A 14,591-nucleotide genomic window follows, 5' to 3' on the forward strand; every position below is an offset into this window, starting at 1 on the left:
GGGGGGGGGGGGGTGGTGGGCGGGGTTGTGTGTGTATTTGTGTAAAAAAACAAAACCCCCACCCCCCCACCACCCCAACCCACTCGCCACCGCCGCCCTGGTCGCCTGAGTACGTGAAGGCCCCCTTCATTGCGCTAGGCGCAATGAAGGGGGCCTTCACGTACCTCGGCAAGGGTGAAGGAGGCCTTCACGGACTTCAAGCGAGGCAAGGGGCCCGGACTGCCGTCCCTGGCCGTAGGCCGTGTCGCGAAAGCCACTTTCGGGACATCGGATGTCCCGAAAGTGGCTTTCGCGACATCCGGACTCGGTGCGTGGGCGGAGAAAAGGCGGAGCCCCGGACCTCGCAGCAGGTCCGGGGCTCCGTGGCGGCCTGGGGAGCCGCCGGGTAAGCCCTTCCGCCGCCGATGGGGGGAGCGACGGCGGAAGGGCGGGTCCGGTCATTTCGCGACGAGCGCCGCTTCGTGGGCCGAGAGCGCGGTCTGCACGACGGTCGTGCCGCGCCGCGTGGCGTACTGCGCCCGCCCGGGGATCAGGACGCGCGGCCGCACCTCGCCGAACACGATGCCTTCGGAAAGCGGGCACGAGAGCAGCATCATCGGGGTGTTGACCTCGACGAGCCGCCGCAGCAGCGGATCGTTCGCCCCGCGCCCGATCCCGTTGGCGCCGCGTGCGACGACCAGGTGCAGACCGAGCGCGTTGCCCTGCGCCAGCGGGTCGAACAGTTGCTGGAACAAGGAATTCGACGACGACGCCACCATGTCGTAGTCGTCGATGAGCACGAACACCTGCGGTCCGGTCCACCAGTCGCGCAACCGCAGGCGCGCCGGCGTGATGTCCGGGCCGGGCATCCGGGTCTGGACCGCCCGCGCGACACCATCGATCATGTCGTGCACCGAGTCCCCGGACACCGCGTAGCCCAGCTGGTACTCCTTGGGCACCGCGTCGTACAGGCCACGGCGGTAGTCGACGGTGATGATCCGGGCCTCCTGCGGGGTGTACCGCCGGGTGATGCCGTCGATCACCAGCCGCAGCAGGTTCGTCTTCCCGGATTCGACGTCGCCGACGACCATCAGGTGCGGGTTGTCCTCGAAGTCGTGCCACAGCGGTTCGAGACGCTGGTCGTCCAGGCCGAGGGCGACCCGCATGTCCGCGTCCGGATCGGGGAGTTCGAGCCGGTCCAGTACCGGCGGCAGCATCCGCACCGGGGGAGCGGACGGGCCGTGCCACGCCGCGACGATCCGGTCCACCAGAGCTTCGACGTGTTCGGCGACGTCGCGGTCCACCCCGTCGATGGACGGCAGCGCGGTGAGGAAGTGCAGTTCCTTGTCGGTGAGGCCGCGGCCGGGGAGTTTCGGCACGGTCGCCGCCGCGCGCATGTTGATCACCGAGTCCACCGGGTCGCCGAGCCGCAGTTCGAGCTGGGTGCCGACCAGGTCGCGGACGGCGCTGATGATCTCGCTCCACCGGCTCGACGCCACCATCAGGTGGATGCCGTAGTTGAGGCCGCGTGAAGCCAGCTCGACGAACGTCGGCAGCAGGTCCATGAAGTCCTGCCGGATAGTGGACCAGCCGTCCACCACCAGGAAGACGTCCCCGTGCCGCTGGTCGGCGAATTCGCCCGCCGCCCGCTTGCGCCGGTACGTGGCCATCGAGTCGATGTCGTTGTCGGTGAAGAACCGTTCCCGGCGGGTCAGCAGCGCGGTGATCTCGCCGATGGTGCGGTGGATGCGTTCGACGTCCAGCCGTCCGGTCACCCCGCCGACGTGCGGGAGTTTCCGCAGGCTGGTCAGCGTGCCGCCGCCGAAGTCGAGGCAGTAGAACTGGACCTCGGCCGGCGTGTGGGTCAGCGCCAGCGCGGTGATGAGCGTCCGCAGCGCCGTGCTCTTGCCGCTCTGCGGACCGCCGACGATCGCGACGTGCCCGTCGCTGCCCGCCAGGTCGACGAGCAGCGGATCCCTTGTCTGCTCGAACGGCCGGTCGATCAGTCCGATCGGGACGGTCAGCGCGCCGCGGCCGTGCCAGTCCCGAGCGGTGAGGCCGTGTTCCGCGGTTTCCTCCAGTGGCGGCAGCAGTTCGTCGAGGGAGCTGGGCGCGTCCAGCGGCGGCAGCCAGACCTGGTGCGCGGGCGGACCGGCGTCGCGGAGCCTGTCGACGGCGAGCTCCAGCAGGCTCGGCAACGAACCTTCGGGCTCGGGTTCGGCCGCGACAGGTTCGGGCACCGGTTCGGCGCGGGCGGCGAACTTCGAGGTGAACGGCACGATCTGCTGCGCCACCACCGCCTGTTCGACGTTGCGGCGGGTCACCCGGTGCGGGCCGGAGACGTAGGCCGCCTTGAACCGGTCCAGCGCGGCGGTGCCGCTCTTGAGGAAACCGTTCCCCGGGTCGGACGGCAGCTGGTAGGCGTCCGGCACGCCGAGCACACCGCGGCTTTCCATCGCCGAGAAGGTGCGCAGGCCGACCCGGTAGGACAGATGCGATTCCAGCTGGTGGATCCGGCTTTCGTCGAGCCGCTGCGAGGCGAGCAGCAGATGGACACCCAGCGAACGGCCCAGCCGTCCGATCATGATGAACAGGTCCATGAAGTCGCGATGCGCCGAAAGCAGCTCGCTGAACTCGTCCACCACCAGGAACAGCGTCGGCAGCGGAGCGAGCGGGGTCCCGTTCGCCCGCGCCCGTTCGTAGTCCAGCGCGGAACTGTAGTTGCCCGCCTTGCGCAGGAGTTCCTGACGCCGCACCAGTTCCCCGTTGAGCGCCTCGCGCATCCGGCCGACCAGCGCGGCCTCGTCGGCGAGGTTCGTGATCACCGCCGAGGTGTGCGGCAGCCCGTCCAGGCCGAGGAACGTCGCGCCGCCCTTGAAGTCCACCAGGACGAAGTTGAGGATCTCCGACGAATGCGTGAGCGCGAGCGCCAGCACGAGGGTGCGCAGCAGCTCCGACTTCCCGGAACCGGTCGCCCCGATCAGCATGCCGTGCGGGCCCATGCCGGACTGGGCGGATTCCTTGATGTCGAGATCGACCTTCTGGCCGCCCGGGCCGATGCCGAGCGGTACCCGGAGCCTGCCGCCGGGCCGTTTCGCCGCCCAGCCCGCAGCCACGTCGTAGGTCTGGATGTCGTTGATGCCCAGCATGGCCGTCAGATCGAAGTTCACGGCCATCGGTTCGGCCGACTTCCGCCGCGCGCCGACCCGATAGGGCGCCAGCCGCATCGCCAGCGCGGTCGCGGTGTTGAGGCCGATCCCGTCGGGGCGGCCGAGGTCGCCCGCGACCTCCTTGTTGTGCTGATCGACCGTGATCAGCTTCAGCATCCTGTTCTCGAGCCGGAGCCGCAGCGTCAGCGGATCGTCCTGAACGGACAGTGCCGTGGAGAGGTCCACGAGCGTCGTGTTGCGGTAGCCCTCACCGGCGAGCCGGGAGGTGGGCGGAAGGGTGACCCCGTCCACGAACAGCATCACGCAGGGCTCGTGGACATCGGGCAGGGCGTCCGGATCGAAGCCGGGCCGGATGGCGAATTCGTCGCCCATCGCGGTCTCCAGCTCCGCGATGGACTCCACCACCAGCCTGGCTTCCCCGGCGCCGTCGGTCTCGCTGGGGTGGAGGTTGTGCGGCAGCCACTTCACCCATTCCCAGGCCGTCCGGCGTTCCGGCGCGGCGAGGACGACGATCCGCAGTTCGGCGGGGGAGTGGAACACCGCGATATGCGCGATCATCGACCGCGCGAGCGCCCGGATCCGTTCGCCTTCCTCGGTTTCGGCCTGGATCAGGATCCGCGCGAACGACGGCAGGAACACCGCGACAGGCTGATCGGTCACCGTGCCGTAGGCGTGGATGAACCGGCGCAGCGCGTGCGCGGACAGCGGTTCGAGGTCGTCGACGGGCTTGGTGGACAACGGGTTCAGCCGCCACGCCAGGCGTTGCGGCCCCCGTGCGACGCGGATCTCGCCGAAGTCGTCGTCGTGGGCCTCCCGTTCCCACATCCGGGTCGTGCCGGGCAGCGACCACAGCGACGTCGGGTCGGGATGCCGCCAGGCCAGCGCCTGCCGCTGGCTGGTCACCACTTCCCGGACCTTGCGCCGAGACTGTGCCAGGTAACGGAGATAGTCGCGCCTGGCGTCGTTGGTCTTCTGTTTGCGTTCGCCCGCGCTGCGGCCGAGTTGCCCGACCAGCATGGCCATCGACGACACCGTCATCAGCCCGGCGGCCAGGTAGCTGAACGCGCCGTTCTCACCCGGCCGGACGAACAGCAGCACGGTCGCCGTCGACGACAGCGCCATCGGCAGGTACATCATGACCGCGCCGGCGCTGCGCTGGACTTCGGGCAGCGTGGGCGGTTCTTGGATACTCAGCTCGCCCTCGGGCATTTCCGGTCCTGGCCGTCGCGGCCCCTTGCGGAATGTGATTACACTCAAGCCCGGATTCCTTCCCTCTCGGACGCGCTGTGGTGGCGGCTCCACTAGAGGTGACGAAATCCGACCACGCGACGGTTCACTCACGATTCCGCGCGTCGGTCGCCCGATCGAAGGCGTGTGCCATGGCGACCACTTCAGGACTGTGCAAGCTCAGAGTCCGTGCTCCGGCGACCAGTTTCGCGCTGGCCGTCCCGGTGGACATCCCGTTGATCGACCTGATGCCGACGATCCTCGGCCACGCGGGTCAGGACCTGGCGGAAGACGGGGTGGACCACGACGGCTGGATCCTGCAACGGCTCGGCGATCCACCGTTGGACCAGGAGTCCACCGTCGACGTTCTCGAACTGCGTGACGGCGAGACCCTGCACCTGCGGCCGCGGCGGGAGCAACTGCCCGCCGTCCACTTCGACGACATCATCGACGGGCTGTCCACCGAGGCCCGCGCCCGGCCGGATTCGTGGAGCGCGCAGGCGACCCGGTGGACGATGCTCGGCGGCGTGCTGGCCGCGGTGGCGCTCGCGTTCTCGCTGCTGGTGACAGCGCCCGCCACCTGGCCGACGCTGCTTTCCGCCGGCGTGGCCGCCTTCTTCCTGCTGGTGTGCGCCGCCACCGCGGCCCGCGCGCTCGGTGACAGCGCGGCGGCCTTGGCGCTGGCGCTGGCCGCGGTCCCGTTCGTCGGACTGGCCGGTTCGCTCATCCCGCACGGACCCGAAGGCCCGGTGCTGACCGGCGCGCGGCTGCTGGCGGCCTGTGTCGCGGGTGCGGGGGCCGCCGCGCTCGGGATGGCGGCGGTGGCGGGTTCGGCGCCCGTGTTCATCTCGGTCGCGACGTTCGGGCTGCTGTGCGCGACAGGGGGCCTGGTGCTGATGCTCGGCGCCGAGTCCGTGTCCGCTTCGGCGACGATCATCGCGGTGATCGCCGTCCTGCTCGGCGCCTTCGTGCCGAGGATCGCCTTCCGGCTGTCCGGGCTGCGGCTGCCCGGCCTGCCCACCACCGCCCGGGAACTGCAGGAGGAACTCGATCCGCATCCCGGTGACGAGGTCGTCGGCAAGGGCCTGATCGCGGACGCCTTCGTGACCGCGCTGTTCGCCGCGATCGGCCTGGCCTGCCTGGTCACGCTCGAATTCGTGGTCCGCGACCGGTCTTGGCAGGCCGTCACGTTCGCCGCCGTGCTGAGTGTCCTGCTGCTGGTGCACGGCCGTGCGCTGGGCAGCGTGTGGCAGCGGCTGTCGGTGATCGTGCCGGGCGTGTACGGCGTGTTGCGGCTGCTGCTGGCTTCGCAGCTGGACTCGGCCACGCCGCTGCCGATGGTGGCGGGGGTGTTCGCGCTGGCCGCCGTGGTGCTGGTGGCGCGCTGGACGCTGCCAGGACGCCGGATGCTGCCGCAGTGGGGCAGGCTCGCGGACCTCGCGGAGACCCTCGCCGCCGTTTCGCTGCTGCCGCTCGCGCTGTGGCTGATCGGCGTGTTCGCGTTCGTGCGCGGATTCGGGGGCTGACGGCGATGAACGCCAAAACCGATCAGGTCCAGGCACACAAGTTCATGCTGGGCCGGTTGACCTCGGCGCTGCTGCGGGTCGATCCCGACGCGTCGGAGAGCCCGTTGCAGCGGACCTACCGGGGCAGTCTGATCGGCGTGCTGGTGGCCGTTCTCGCCTGCCTCGGCTTGCTGGTGTTCGGGCTGGTCTCCCCGGGCGGGAACAAGTCCTGGCGGGTCGAGGGCGCGCTGGTCGTGGCCGACTCGTCGGGGGCGCGGTTCCTCTACGCGGGCGGGAAGCTGTTGCCGGTGCTGAACTTCGCCTCGGCCAAACTGGTCGCGGGGAACCAGCTCGTGCTCAAGCACGTTTCCGAGGCCTCGCTGAAGGACGTGCCGCGCGGCGAACCGCTCGGGATCATCGGCGCGCCGGACTCGCTCCCGGCGCTCGCCGCCGATCCGTGGGAGGTGTGCGCCGGGGTGGGCCGCGATCAGGCCGGGCCGACGGCGCTGCGCGTCGGCGGCGTGACCTCGGATCCCCTCGGCGACGACGCCGCGGCCGTCGCGGTCACCCCGGACGGGGCGACCTTCCTGCTGTGGAAGGGCAAACGACATCGTGTGGCGACCGATCGCGGCGCGCTCGACGCGGTGGACGGGGTACTCCAGCCCGTCAAGGCGCCGGCGGCGTTGCTGGACGCGCTGCCCGCGGGCCCGGATTTCGCGCCGCCCACGCTCGACGGGCTCGGCGAGGCAGGCCCTGCCCTCGGCGGGACGGAATCGCGGATCGGCCGTCTCTACACCGTCTCGGGTGAACCCGCGCAGCGTTACGTGCTGACGAAGGCGGGGCTGACGCCGTTGTCCGAGCTGGACGCCCGGCTGCTGACGGCCGATCCGGAGGTCCGCCGGGCCGCGTACGGCGGCGGGGACGTCGCGGTGACCCCGCTGCCCGGACGGGTGGTCAGCGAGCGGCTGGCCGCGGCCGAGCAGCCGCCGCCCGCGAAGCCGCCGAAAGCGGCGACACTCCACAGTGGACAGAGCCTGTGCGCGCTCGTCACGCCGGACGGCGACGCGCCGCGCACCCAGGTGGCGGTGACCGACGGGTTCGTCCAGACCGGGCAGGTGCCGGCGCGCCGCCCCGGTGTCGCGGCGCCGTGCTCCCTGGTCGACCGGATCACCGTGCGACCCGGCGCGGGTGCCCTGGTCAGGGCCTCGGCCGCGTCGGGACGGGCCGGTGACGCCCTCTTCCTGGTGACCGACAGCGGGGTGAAGTACCCGGTTCCCCCTGAAGGCGCGAAGGCACTCGGCTTCGACTCGGCCGCCTCGAACGGGATGCCCACCACCCTGCTGAACCTGGTGCCGACCGGGGCCGCGCTGGACCCTTCGGCGCTGCGTGACGGCGGGACGGTCCTGCCGTCGGCCGCGACCTGCGGTTCCTGACCGGAGGAACCCGCGACGGCAACTTCTGCCGGTGGTTCCGCATGGTCTGCCGGGCGCGGACTTGGTGTCCTTGCAGTGGACCGGTGAAAGTCCGCGAGACCGTGAGGAAGGACGAGCGACTGATGAACATGCATTTCCAGAAGAGCGACGGTGGGATGAAGGGCGGTATCACCGCCATCGAGGATTGCGAATCCTCGTGCAAGACCATCCACTCGGGAGTGACCTCGGTCCGCAGCGATCTGCGGGCGGACTGGCAGGGCGCGGCGTCCCAGACCTTCCTCAACCAGCTCGAACTGTGGGAGGCGGACTACCTCCAGGTGCTCAAGATGCTCACCGAGATCAAGGACCTGGTGAGGGACAGCGACAACACCATGAACACCACCGAAGACGACATCAACCTGACCGCGGTGACCGCGTTCGGCGGCAACGAGGGCAACCGCATCTTCGACGCGCTGGCCTGACCAATCACCCCTGATTTCGAAAGGAAACGATCATGAGCGCTCCCACTGACGGTTTCTCGGTCAGCGGCAACGTCCCGCACCTCGCCGAGCGGATGGTCGGCCTCAGCAAACAGATCGACGCCGCGCTGGTCGATCTGGAGCAGGCCATCAAGCCGATGACCAGCACCTGGATCGGTCAGGGCGCCACGTCCTACGAAGACCTGCAGCGCCGCTGGCACGAAACGACCAAGGCCATGGAAAACCGGTTCGCGAAGGGCCACCAGGTCCTGGCCATGTCCTTCGAGAACTACCAGCGCACCGACAAGAACATCGGCGCGAAGTTCCAGATCTGATTCCGGGCCGCATTCGGGAAAGGGAGTAGGGGCGTGGCGGAGAAGCCGGACAGCGGCGATATCAAGATCACGGTCAGTTTTCTGCAGAAGTTCCAGAACGAGGTACTGCAGACCATGGTCGAAGAGCTGAACACGAACAAGGACATCGCGGAACTGGCCCTGACCGTGGGCAGCACGGCCGGGAAACGACGGCTGCTGGCCGGCTCCGAAGCGTGGGAGCCCGCCAGGCTGCTGATCGAGAAGTACGAGGCGCCCGGTACCGGCACCGGGCCGTCGCTGTACGCGCAGGTCGACTCGATCAAGAACCAGCTCATCACCTTGAACGACAACATCACCTACGTGGTGGGGATCGCGATGAAGGGTGAGGACGAGAACATCAAGCTGTCCACCGAACTGAACATGAGTCAGCTCGGGGAGATCTTGGCGACCGCTCCCGCACCCACCCCCGCTCCCGGCGGCGCGGGGGCCTGATCCGCGATGCCCGCCACAGATGCCAAGGTGTCGAAGGAGCCGTGGGAAGAGGCCCTCAAGATCTTCGCCGCTTCCGACGCGCCGGACACCCACGTACCGAGCCGGGAGACCATCACCGGGATCCAGTGGCTCAAATGGGACGTCTACGCCAAGAGCCGGGGTCTTCCCGACCCCAAGGGCTGGGATTTCTTCGCCTCCACCGAAACCTGGTGGATGGAGTACTGGGCGGTGGCCAGCGCCAACTACGAGGCGTTCACGCCGGTGATGACCAAGTTCTACGGCAACATGGACCACATCATCGAGTCCATGCAGGGCTACTACAACTCCAATCCGGTGGCGCAGCCCTGGACGTTCACCAGGGCCTTCGACGCGTTGAACGGCACGAAGACCTGGCTTTCCGACCAGGCGGGGAAGCTGGACACCCAGCGGAACAAGGTCGGGAAGAAAGGAGACGACTTCCAGGGGACCGGCGCCGGTGCGTTCCGCGACGTCCTGGACGGCCTGATCTTCAAGTGCAACGACCTGGTCCGGCAGCTGGACGCCCGGCCGGGCGCGCTGAACGACGCGGTGGAGCAGAAGGACGATCCGAAGACGGCGGACAAGGACGAGGGCAACGGGCTCAAGTGGGCCTTCGCGAAGCTTCAGGAAGCCCACGCCAGGTGGAAGTCCTCCGAGGAGTTCACCCGTGACACCGGCAAGTTCGGTCAGCTGACGCTGCCGGGCAGCCAGCTGGCCTGGCCTGGCGGGTGCCTGACGGCGGTCTGGACCTCCCCGGCGTTCAAGGAGGACCTGAGCAAGGCCCGGGACCACGACTGGAGCGGGACGGGCGGGGAGCGTTACCCCCGGAGCACCGCCCTCGGCGCGGACGCCAGGAACCCCGCTTTCTGGAACGGCATCATCGACGTGGCCCAGAAACTGTGGCTCGACCACATCAAGGACGTCCTGGATCCGGTGGCCACCACGGTGCTGACGAGCCTTCCGGCGCACTACAACGCCGCGAAGGTGCGCTTGCCGCAGATCAGGGAGCCGCGGCGGCTCAACCTCCACAAGGCGCCGCCCACCCCGCCTCCCGGATCGCAGGGACCGCCCCCGCCGACCCCGCCTCCCGGATCGGGCGGCCCCAAACCGCCGCCGGGTTCGAAGGACGGTCCGCCGAAGGTCCCGGATCCCAAGGACGTCAAGGGACCCGGAGGGGACAAGGACAAGAAGGGGCCCGGCGGCGCGCCCCCGCCGCCGGTGCCGGGGCCGCCGAAGGGCGGCATCAAACCGCCGCCGGCCCCGCCGAAGCCCGACGAGCCGTTGAAGGTGCCGTCCGGATCGTCCGTCGGACCGGACGGTGTCGTGCTCGGGCCGGACAAGAAGCCGCTGCTCGATCCGCTCGGACGGCCGATCGTCGTACCGCCCGGCTCCCGTGTCGGGCCCAACGGCGAGATCCTCGGGCCGAAGGGGGAGAAGCTCGCCGAGAAGGACCGGCTGGCCAGGCCGGAGCAGACCAAGAAGGACGAGTCGCAGCAGTCGGAGCTGGACAAGTACCTGAAGTCCCTGCGCGGCGGCGGCACGCCGTCGATGCCGACGTTGCTCGGGTCGCACTCGCCGCCGGCGTCGTTCTCCTCCGGTGGTTCGTCGAGTCTCCACAATGGACTCCCGGCACCGAAGACGTCCGTCGGGTCGATCGGTACACCGAGCGGGTTCGGCGCGCCGGGAGGGCACGAACTGCCCGCGCCGCCGGAAAAGCCGGTGACGACCGAGGGCGGACCCTCGCTGATCAAGAACCAACAGGGCAACGGAACATCGCAGAACGGCATGGGCGGCGTCCCGTTCTACCCGCCGACCGCGGGTGGCGGAGCGGGCGCGGGCGCCGGCGGGGAGAACAAGGGCGAACGCGACCGGACCACCTGGCTGACCGAGGACGAGGAGACCTGGGGCACCGATCCGAAGCTGCCGCCTTCGGTACTCGGCGGCCGCAGACGAGGCGGCCGGACCGCAGGCCGGACCGGCGGCAACCGCGACTACGGACAAGGAGGAAACGATGGCCGACTGGCTGGAGGAGCAACTTCACCAAACTATGGTCACGCTGAGGGATCAGCGTGACCGGATCGAGTCCGCGAAGGCGGATCTCGCTTCCCGGACGTCTTCGGTGACCTCGGCGGATCGCATGGTCACGGTGACCATGGACGCGCAGAACTCCGTGGTGGGACTGAAGTTCAACACCACGAAGTACCGCTCCATGCCGCCGGAACAACTGGCGCGGACCCTGCTCGACGTGCTCGAACGCGCCCGCCTGGAGATGGCGGACACCGCCGTGGAGGTCTTCGGCCCGCTCATGGACCAGCGCGACGACCTCCGTGCGGCCATGACCGGCGGCACCGAAGTCGACAAGGCGTTCTCGGCTCTGTGGAAAGAGGCGCCCTCGGACGTCTTCGGCAGGGGAAGGGACTGATCCTCCGTGGCGCTGGGCGGACCGGACACGACCAAATGGGTGTGGGAGGAAGCGCTCAACATCTTCACCCGCGACCCGGACATCCCCGAGGTGCCACCGCGTTCGACCATCCTCGGGGTGCCCTGGCTGACGTGGCGCGTCTACACCCACCTTCGTGGCCCCAGCAACAAAGTGCCGACGAACCTGATCCACGCGGAAGGCATGACGTTCTTCACGTCGTGGTACGCCGTGGCCGACCCGAGCAAGGAACTGGAGACCGCGGCGGGGACCTTCTTCACCACCGGGAACACGGTCGTCGACTCTTTGAAGGACGAGACGAACCAGGTCGGCAAGCACGCCACCTTCGAGCGGGCGTCGATCACCGTGGGCGGGGTGGCGAACTGGCTGACCGCGCAGGTCGCTCCGCTGGAGAGCTGGCGGGACAAGACCGGTCACCGTGGGGACGCCTTCCAGGGCACCGGTGCGGGCGCGTTCTGGAACGTGCTGGACGGGCTCGCCAACAAGTGCCAGGGCCTCGTCACCCAGCTGACGAAGGACCTCACGACCTGGCAAGCCCTTCACCTGGCTGGCGACTTGCTGAAACGCGCCGGTGAGGTGCTCGACGAGGGACGCGCGCGGTGGCAGGGCGGCGAAAGCTTCACCTACGACACCGGGCTCGGGTTTTCGGTCACCGCGCCGGGATCGGAGCTGTCCACACCGAGCGGTGTGGTGCGGGCGATCTGGCAGGCTCCCGCGCTGGCCGCGGACTTCGCGAGCCATCCGCCCCCCAAGTACACCAGGGAGAAGGACGGCTGGCCGAAGAGCACCTTTCTCGGTGGAGTCCTTGACGAAGGCAACACCACTCCGCGCGAGAAGCTGGAACTCGCCGCGCGAAGTGTCTGGAAGGAGCATCTGAAGGTCGCGGACGCCAATGGCACGGCCGTGGCCTGGCTGCTCGACCTGACCTATCGCCAGTCGCTCCAGTACCTGCCGACGCTCCGGACCCCGGTGCGCCTGAACCTTTCGGACGGCTCCGGTGGTCCGGAAGACGGCGGGGCGGGCCCGGGCGGCGACGGCGCCGGCCCCGGCGGGGGAGACGGAACGAACGGGGGCAACGGCCCGGGCGGCAACACCACCTCACTGCCACCGCCACCGCCGCCGGTCACCCGGGTCGGCGGCGACGGCGCCAAGGGGTTCCCTCCGCCGATCACCAAGGTCGGCGGGCCGGACACCCTGCTGAAAGTGCCCACCGGTTCCCACGTCGGCCCGGACGGCACCGTCATCGGTCCCGACGGCAAACCCGTCCTGGGATCCGACGGCAGGCCGATCATCGTCCCGCCGGGCTCCCGGGTGAACGGGAACGGCGAGATCATCGGACCGCGGGGCACCGGGAACCTCGAACAGAAGGACCGGCTGCGCAAGGCGTACCCGCCTCCGGGGACGACTACTCCCGGCACCAACGGAGATTCGTCGATGGAGCGGTACCTCAAGTCGCTGCGGCGCACCCCGCCGCCGCTCCCGCCGCTGCGCGCCCCCGACGTGCTGCCCATGACGATGTCGAAATTCGACCCGCAGGCCGGGTTCCACAGTGGACCCGGCTCGCTCGGCGGCGGCCGGATCGGGGTCTCACCGGACCTGCCGACCTCCTCGGTCCCGTCACCGGGAGGGAAGCCCGCGGCTACGGCCACCGGCGGTCCGACGGCGCTCGGCGGCCCCAAGGGAGCCACAGGGTCGGCGGGGACCGGGAACGGCGTGCCGTTCTACCCGCCGTCGGCCGGTGGGGCGGGCGGTGGCGGGCAGAACAAGGGCGAACGCGACCGGACGACCTGGCTCGCCGAAGACGAGGAGACCTGGGGCACCGACCCGACTGTCGCGCCGGGCGTGCTCGGCGGGCGCAAGCGCCGCCCCCGCGCCTCCGGCGGCACCCGGTTGAGCACGGACACGCGGCGCGATCACACGTTCGGCTTCGGCGAGACCGGGCAGAGCACCGGCACCACCACGGGATGAGGACGAGACGATGACGGATTTCAGGGCGGACCCGAACGCCATGCAGACGCTCGCCGAGGCGTACCGGGAGATCGGGGCCAAGATGCGCAAGATCAGCGAACTCGGCGGTGATCGGCGGGATCTGGTCTTCGAAGCCTGTGGTGACGACGAAATGGGCGAGGAGATCAAGGGCAACCTCGGCGAGCCGGTGACGAAGATCGAGGGCGCGTTCGTCTCGATCGGCGAAGTCGTCGCGAACCAGACCAACGTGACCAAGGGAATGGCGGCGAAGCTCGCCGTGGCGGAGAGCCAGAACGTCGAGGCCGTCCACAGAGGACTCAAACGCTAGTGATCTCCCGGCGGCCGTGTGGACGTCGCCGGTCAACCTGAGCCCAGAAAAGGAAGCGGGAACACCATGCCCTCGGACGCAGCAGAGTCCACCGGCGTCGCGGTCGCCACGGCGGAAACGGCGGCGCCCGACGTCCCCGACACCAAGGCGGAGAACGAAACCAAGCCGTCTTCGGAGGCCGAGACGGTCGCGGCCGGTGCCGTACCGCCGGTCGTGGACGCGAGCTCCGACGCCGCGTCTTCGCCGCCGCCGGGCCGGATGTCGAAACCGGTGATCGTCGCGGCGGCGGTCGCCGGTGTCGTACTGGTCGCCCTCCCGATGGCGCTCAGCGGACTGCTCGACGGCGGAAAGCCCGGCGAGGGACCGGAATCGGCCGGCTACGCGAAAGATCTCCCGCCGGGCGGCGGGTTCGTGCCGGGACTGGCCGCTCCGCCCGCCGACATCGGCGGTGTCCCCGCCGGACAGCCGGGCAACCAGCTGCCGGGGCAGGCGGCCGACGGGATCCCAGCGGGCCAGGCGGGCGCACCCGCCGATCCCGGAACCGCAGGCCTTCCCGGTGGAGCTCCTCCCGCCGCAGGTGGCGGCCCGGCTCCGGGGCCCGGGGCGGGGCAACACCAGGGCCCGCCGCCCGCCCAGCAGCCCCAGGGACCGCCCGCTCCGGCCGCCAAAACGGTGACCTACGACGGGACGGCGGGACGAGGCTGCGGCGGCGGTACCGGCTTCACCGGCGTCGGTGCCTACAGCGACGGCAAAGCGGGCTGGGTGAACCACGGCAACGGCGGCTGCGGCACGTCGTTCGTCTCCATTCCCATGTCCGGCGACGCGAACAAGGACGACTCCAGCGCGTACGGGCTGTGGACGTTCAACACCGGCCCCGTGACCACCGGTACGTGCGCGGTCTCGGTGTTCGTCCCCACCGGCGACGCGACCGAGGTGGGCGGCAGCCCGTCGGTCTACCGCGTGTTCGACCGGTTCGCGGTCGACAAGGGAACCCCGGTCGGAACGTTCCAGATCGACCAGATCGGCAACCGCGGCCGGTGGGTGAACGTCGGCACGTTCCGGATCAACGGCGCCAAACTGGCCGTCCAGCTGCTCAACCGGGGCCGTGACTGGTCGGGTTCCAGCAAGACCTACGCGCACCACGCCGCGGCGACGGTGAAGGCCAAGTGCCAGGCGTGACGACTGTTCTTGCCGGGGCTGATCGTGCTTGGGGCTGAAGGGGACTTTCCCTCGTCTCATGCGGTGAAGGGCGCTTTCGT

General features: G+C 69.7%; 11 protein-coding genes. 10 read left to right on the forward strand and 1 reads right to left on the reverse strand.

The annotated features are described in order from the left end of the window. Positions 1-437: 437 nt before the first annotated feature. Positions 438-4,358 (reverse strand): type VII secretion protein EccCa, encoded by a 3,921-nt coding sequence (eccCa, locus tag ACZ6YV_RS26915; protein WP_465512245.1) that lies wholly within the window; start codon positions 4,356-4,358, stop codon positions 438-440. 170 nt (positions 4,359-4,528) lie between these two features. On the opposite strand from eccCa, the gene eccD reads away from it, so the two are divergent. From eccD to ACZ6YV_RS26965, 10 genes are all read left to right on the forward strand, one after another. Then, entirely contained in the window at positions 4,529-5,902 is a 1,374-nt protein-coding gene (eccD, locus tag ACZ6YV_RS26920; protein ID WP_465512246.1) for a type VII secretion integral membrane protein EccD, read from the forward strand. A gap of 5 nt (positions 5,903-5,907) precedes the next feature. After that, a complete protein-coding gene (gene eccB, locus ACZ6YV_RS26925; protein WP_465512247.1) occupies positions 5,908-7,314 on the forward strand; it encodes a type VII secretion protein EccB in 1,407 nt (468 codons plus the stop codon). Between the two features lie 122 nt (positions 7,315-7,436). Continuing rightward, complete coding sequence (locus ACZ6YV_RS26930; protein WP_378240941.1) at positions 7,437-7,775, forward strand: WXG100 family type VII secretion target; 339 nt, start codon at positions 7,437-7,439, stop codon at positions 7,773-7,775. 32 nt (positions 7,776-7,807) lie between these two features. Beyond that, positions 7,808-8,107 carry a WXG100 family type VII secretion target gene (locus ACZ6YV_RS26935; protein ID WP_465512248.1) on the forward strand — a complete coding sequence of 100 codons (300 nt, stop codon included), beginning with the start codon at positions 7,808-7,810 and terminating at the stop codon, positions 8,105-8,107. A gap of 33 nt (positions 8,108-8,140) precedes the next feature. Continuing rightward, positions 8,141-8,578, forward strand: a complete 438-nt coding sequence (locus tag ACZ6YV_RS26940; protein ID WP_465512249.1) for a hypothetical protein — start codon at positions 8,141-8,143, stop codon at positions 8,576-8,578. A gap of 6 nt (positions 8,579-8,584) precedes the next feature. After that, positions 8,585-10,669 (forward strand): hypothetical protein, encoded by a 2,085-nt coding sequence (locus ACZ6YV_RS26945; protein ID WP_465512250.1) that lies wholly within the window; start codon positions 8,585-8,587, stop codon positions 10,667-10,669. Beyond that, positions 10,644-11,018 (forward strand): YbaB/EbfC family nucleoid-associated protein, encoded by a 375-nt coding sequence (locus ACZ6YV_RS26950; protein ID WP_465512251.1) that lies wholly within the window; start codon positions 10,644-10,646, stop codon positions 11,016-11,018. The genes ACZ6YV_RS26945 and ACZ6YV_RS26950 overlap by 26 nt, the downstream gene beginning before the upstream one ends. A gap of 6 nt (positions 11,019-11,024) precedes the next feature. Further along, positions 11,025-13,004, forward strand: a complete 1,980-nt coding sequence (locus ACZ6YV_RS26955; RefSeq protein WP_465512252.1) for a hypothetical protein — start codon at positions 11,025-11,027, stop codon at positions 13,002-13,004. A 10-nt stretch (positions 13,005-13,014) separates the two neighbouring features. Beyond that, positions 13,015-13,332 carry a hypothetical protein gene (locus ACZ6YV_RS26960; RefSeq protein WP_465512253.1) on the forward strand — a complete coding sequence of 106 codons (318 nt, stop codon included), beginning with the start codon at positions 13,015-13,017 and terminating at the stop codon, positions 13,330-13,332. Positions 13,333-13,398: 66 nt separating this feature from the next. Next, a complete protein-coding gene (locus tag ACZ6YV_RS26965) occupies positions 13,399-14,511 on the forward strand; it encodes a hypothetical protein (protein ID WP_465512254.1) in 1,113 nt (370 codons plus the stop codon). The last annotated feature ends 80 nt before the right edge of the window (positions 14,512-14,591 follow it).

The organism is Amycolatopsis sp. NPDC102522, assembly GCF_055584485.1.

Coding starts and splice junctions, on each gene's coding strand:
- eccCa (WP_465512245.1), bottom strand. CDS start 4,358: ATGCCCGAGGGCGAGCTGAGTATCCAAGAACCGCCCACGCTGCCCGAA.
- eccD (WP_465512246.1), top strand. CDS start 4,529: ATGGCGACCACTTCAGGACTGTGCAAGCTCAGAGTCCGTGCTCCGGCG.
- eccB (WP_465512247.1), top strand. CDS start 5,908: ATGAACGCCAAAACCGATCAGGTCCAGGCACACAAGTTCATGCTGGGC.
- ACZ6YV_RS26930 (WP_378240941.1), top strand. CDS start 7,437: ATGAACATGCATTTCCAGAAGAGCGACGGTGGGATGAAGGGCGGTATC.
- ACZ6YV_RS26935 (WP_465512248.1), top strand. CDS start 7,808: ATGAGCGCTCCCACTGACGGTTTCTCGGTCAGCGGCAACGTCCCGCAC.
- ACZ6YV_RS26945 (WP_465512250.1), top strand. CDS start 8,585: ATGCCCGCCACAGATGCCAAGGTGTCGAAGGAGCCGTGGGAAGAGGCC.
- ACZ6YV_RS26950 (WP_465512251.1), top strand. CDS start 10,644: ATGGTCACGCTGAGGGATCAGCGTGACCGGATCGAGTCCGCGAAGGCG.
- ACZ6YV_RS26960 (WP_465512253.1), top strand. CDS start 13,015: ATGACGGATTTCAGGGCGGACCCGAACGCCATGCAGACGCTCGCCGAG.
- ACZ6YV_RS26965 (WP_465512254.1), top strand. CDS start 13,399: ATGCCCTCGGACGCAGCAGAGTCCACCGGCGTCGCGGTCGCCACGGCG.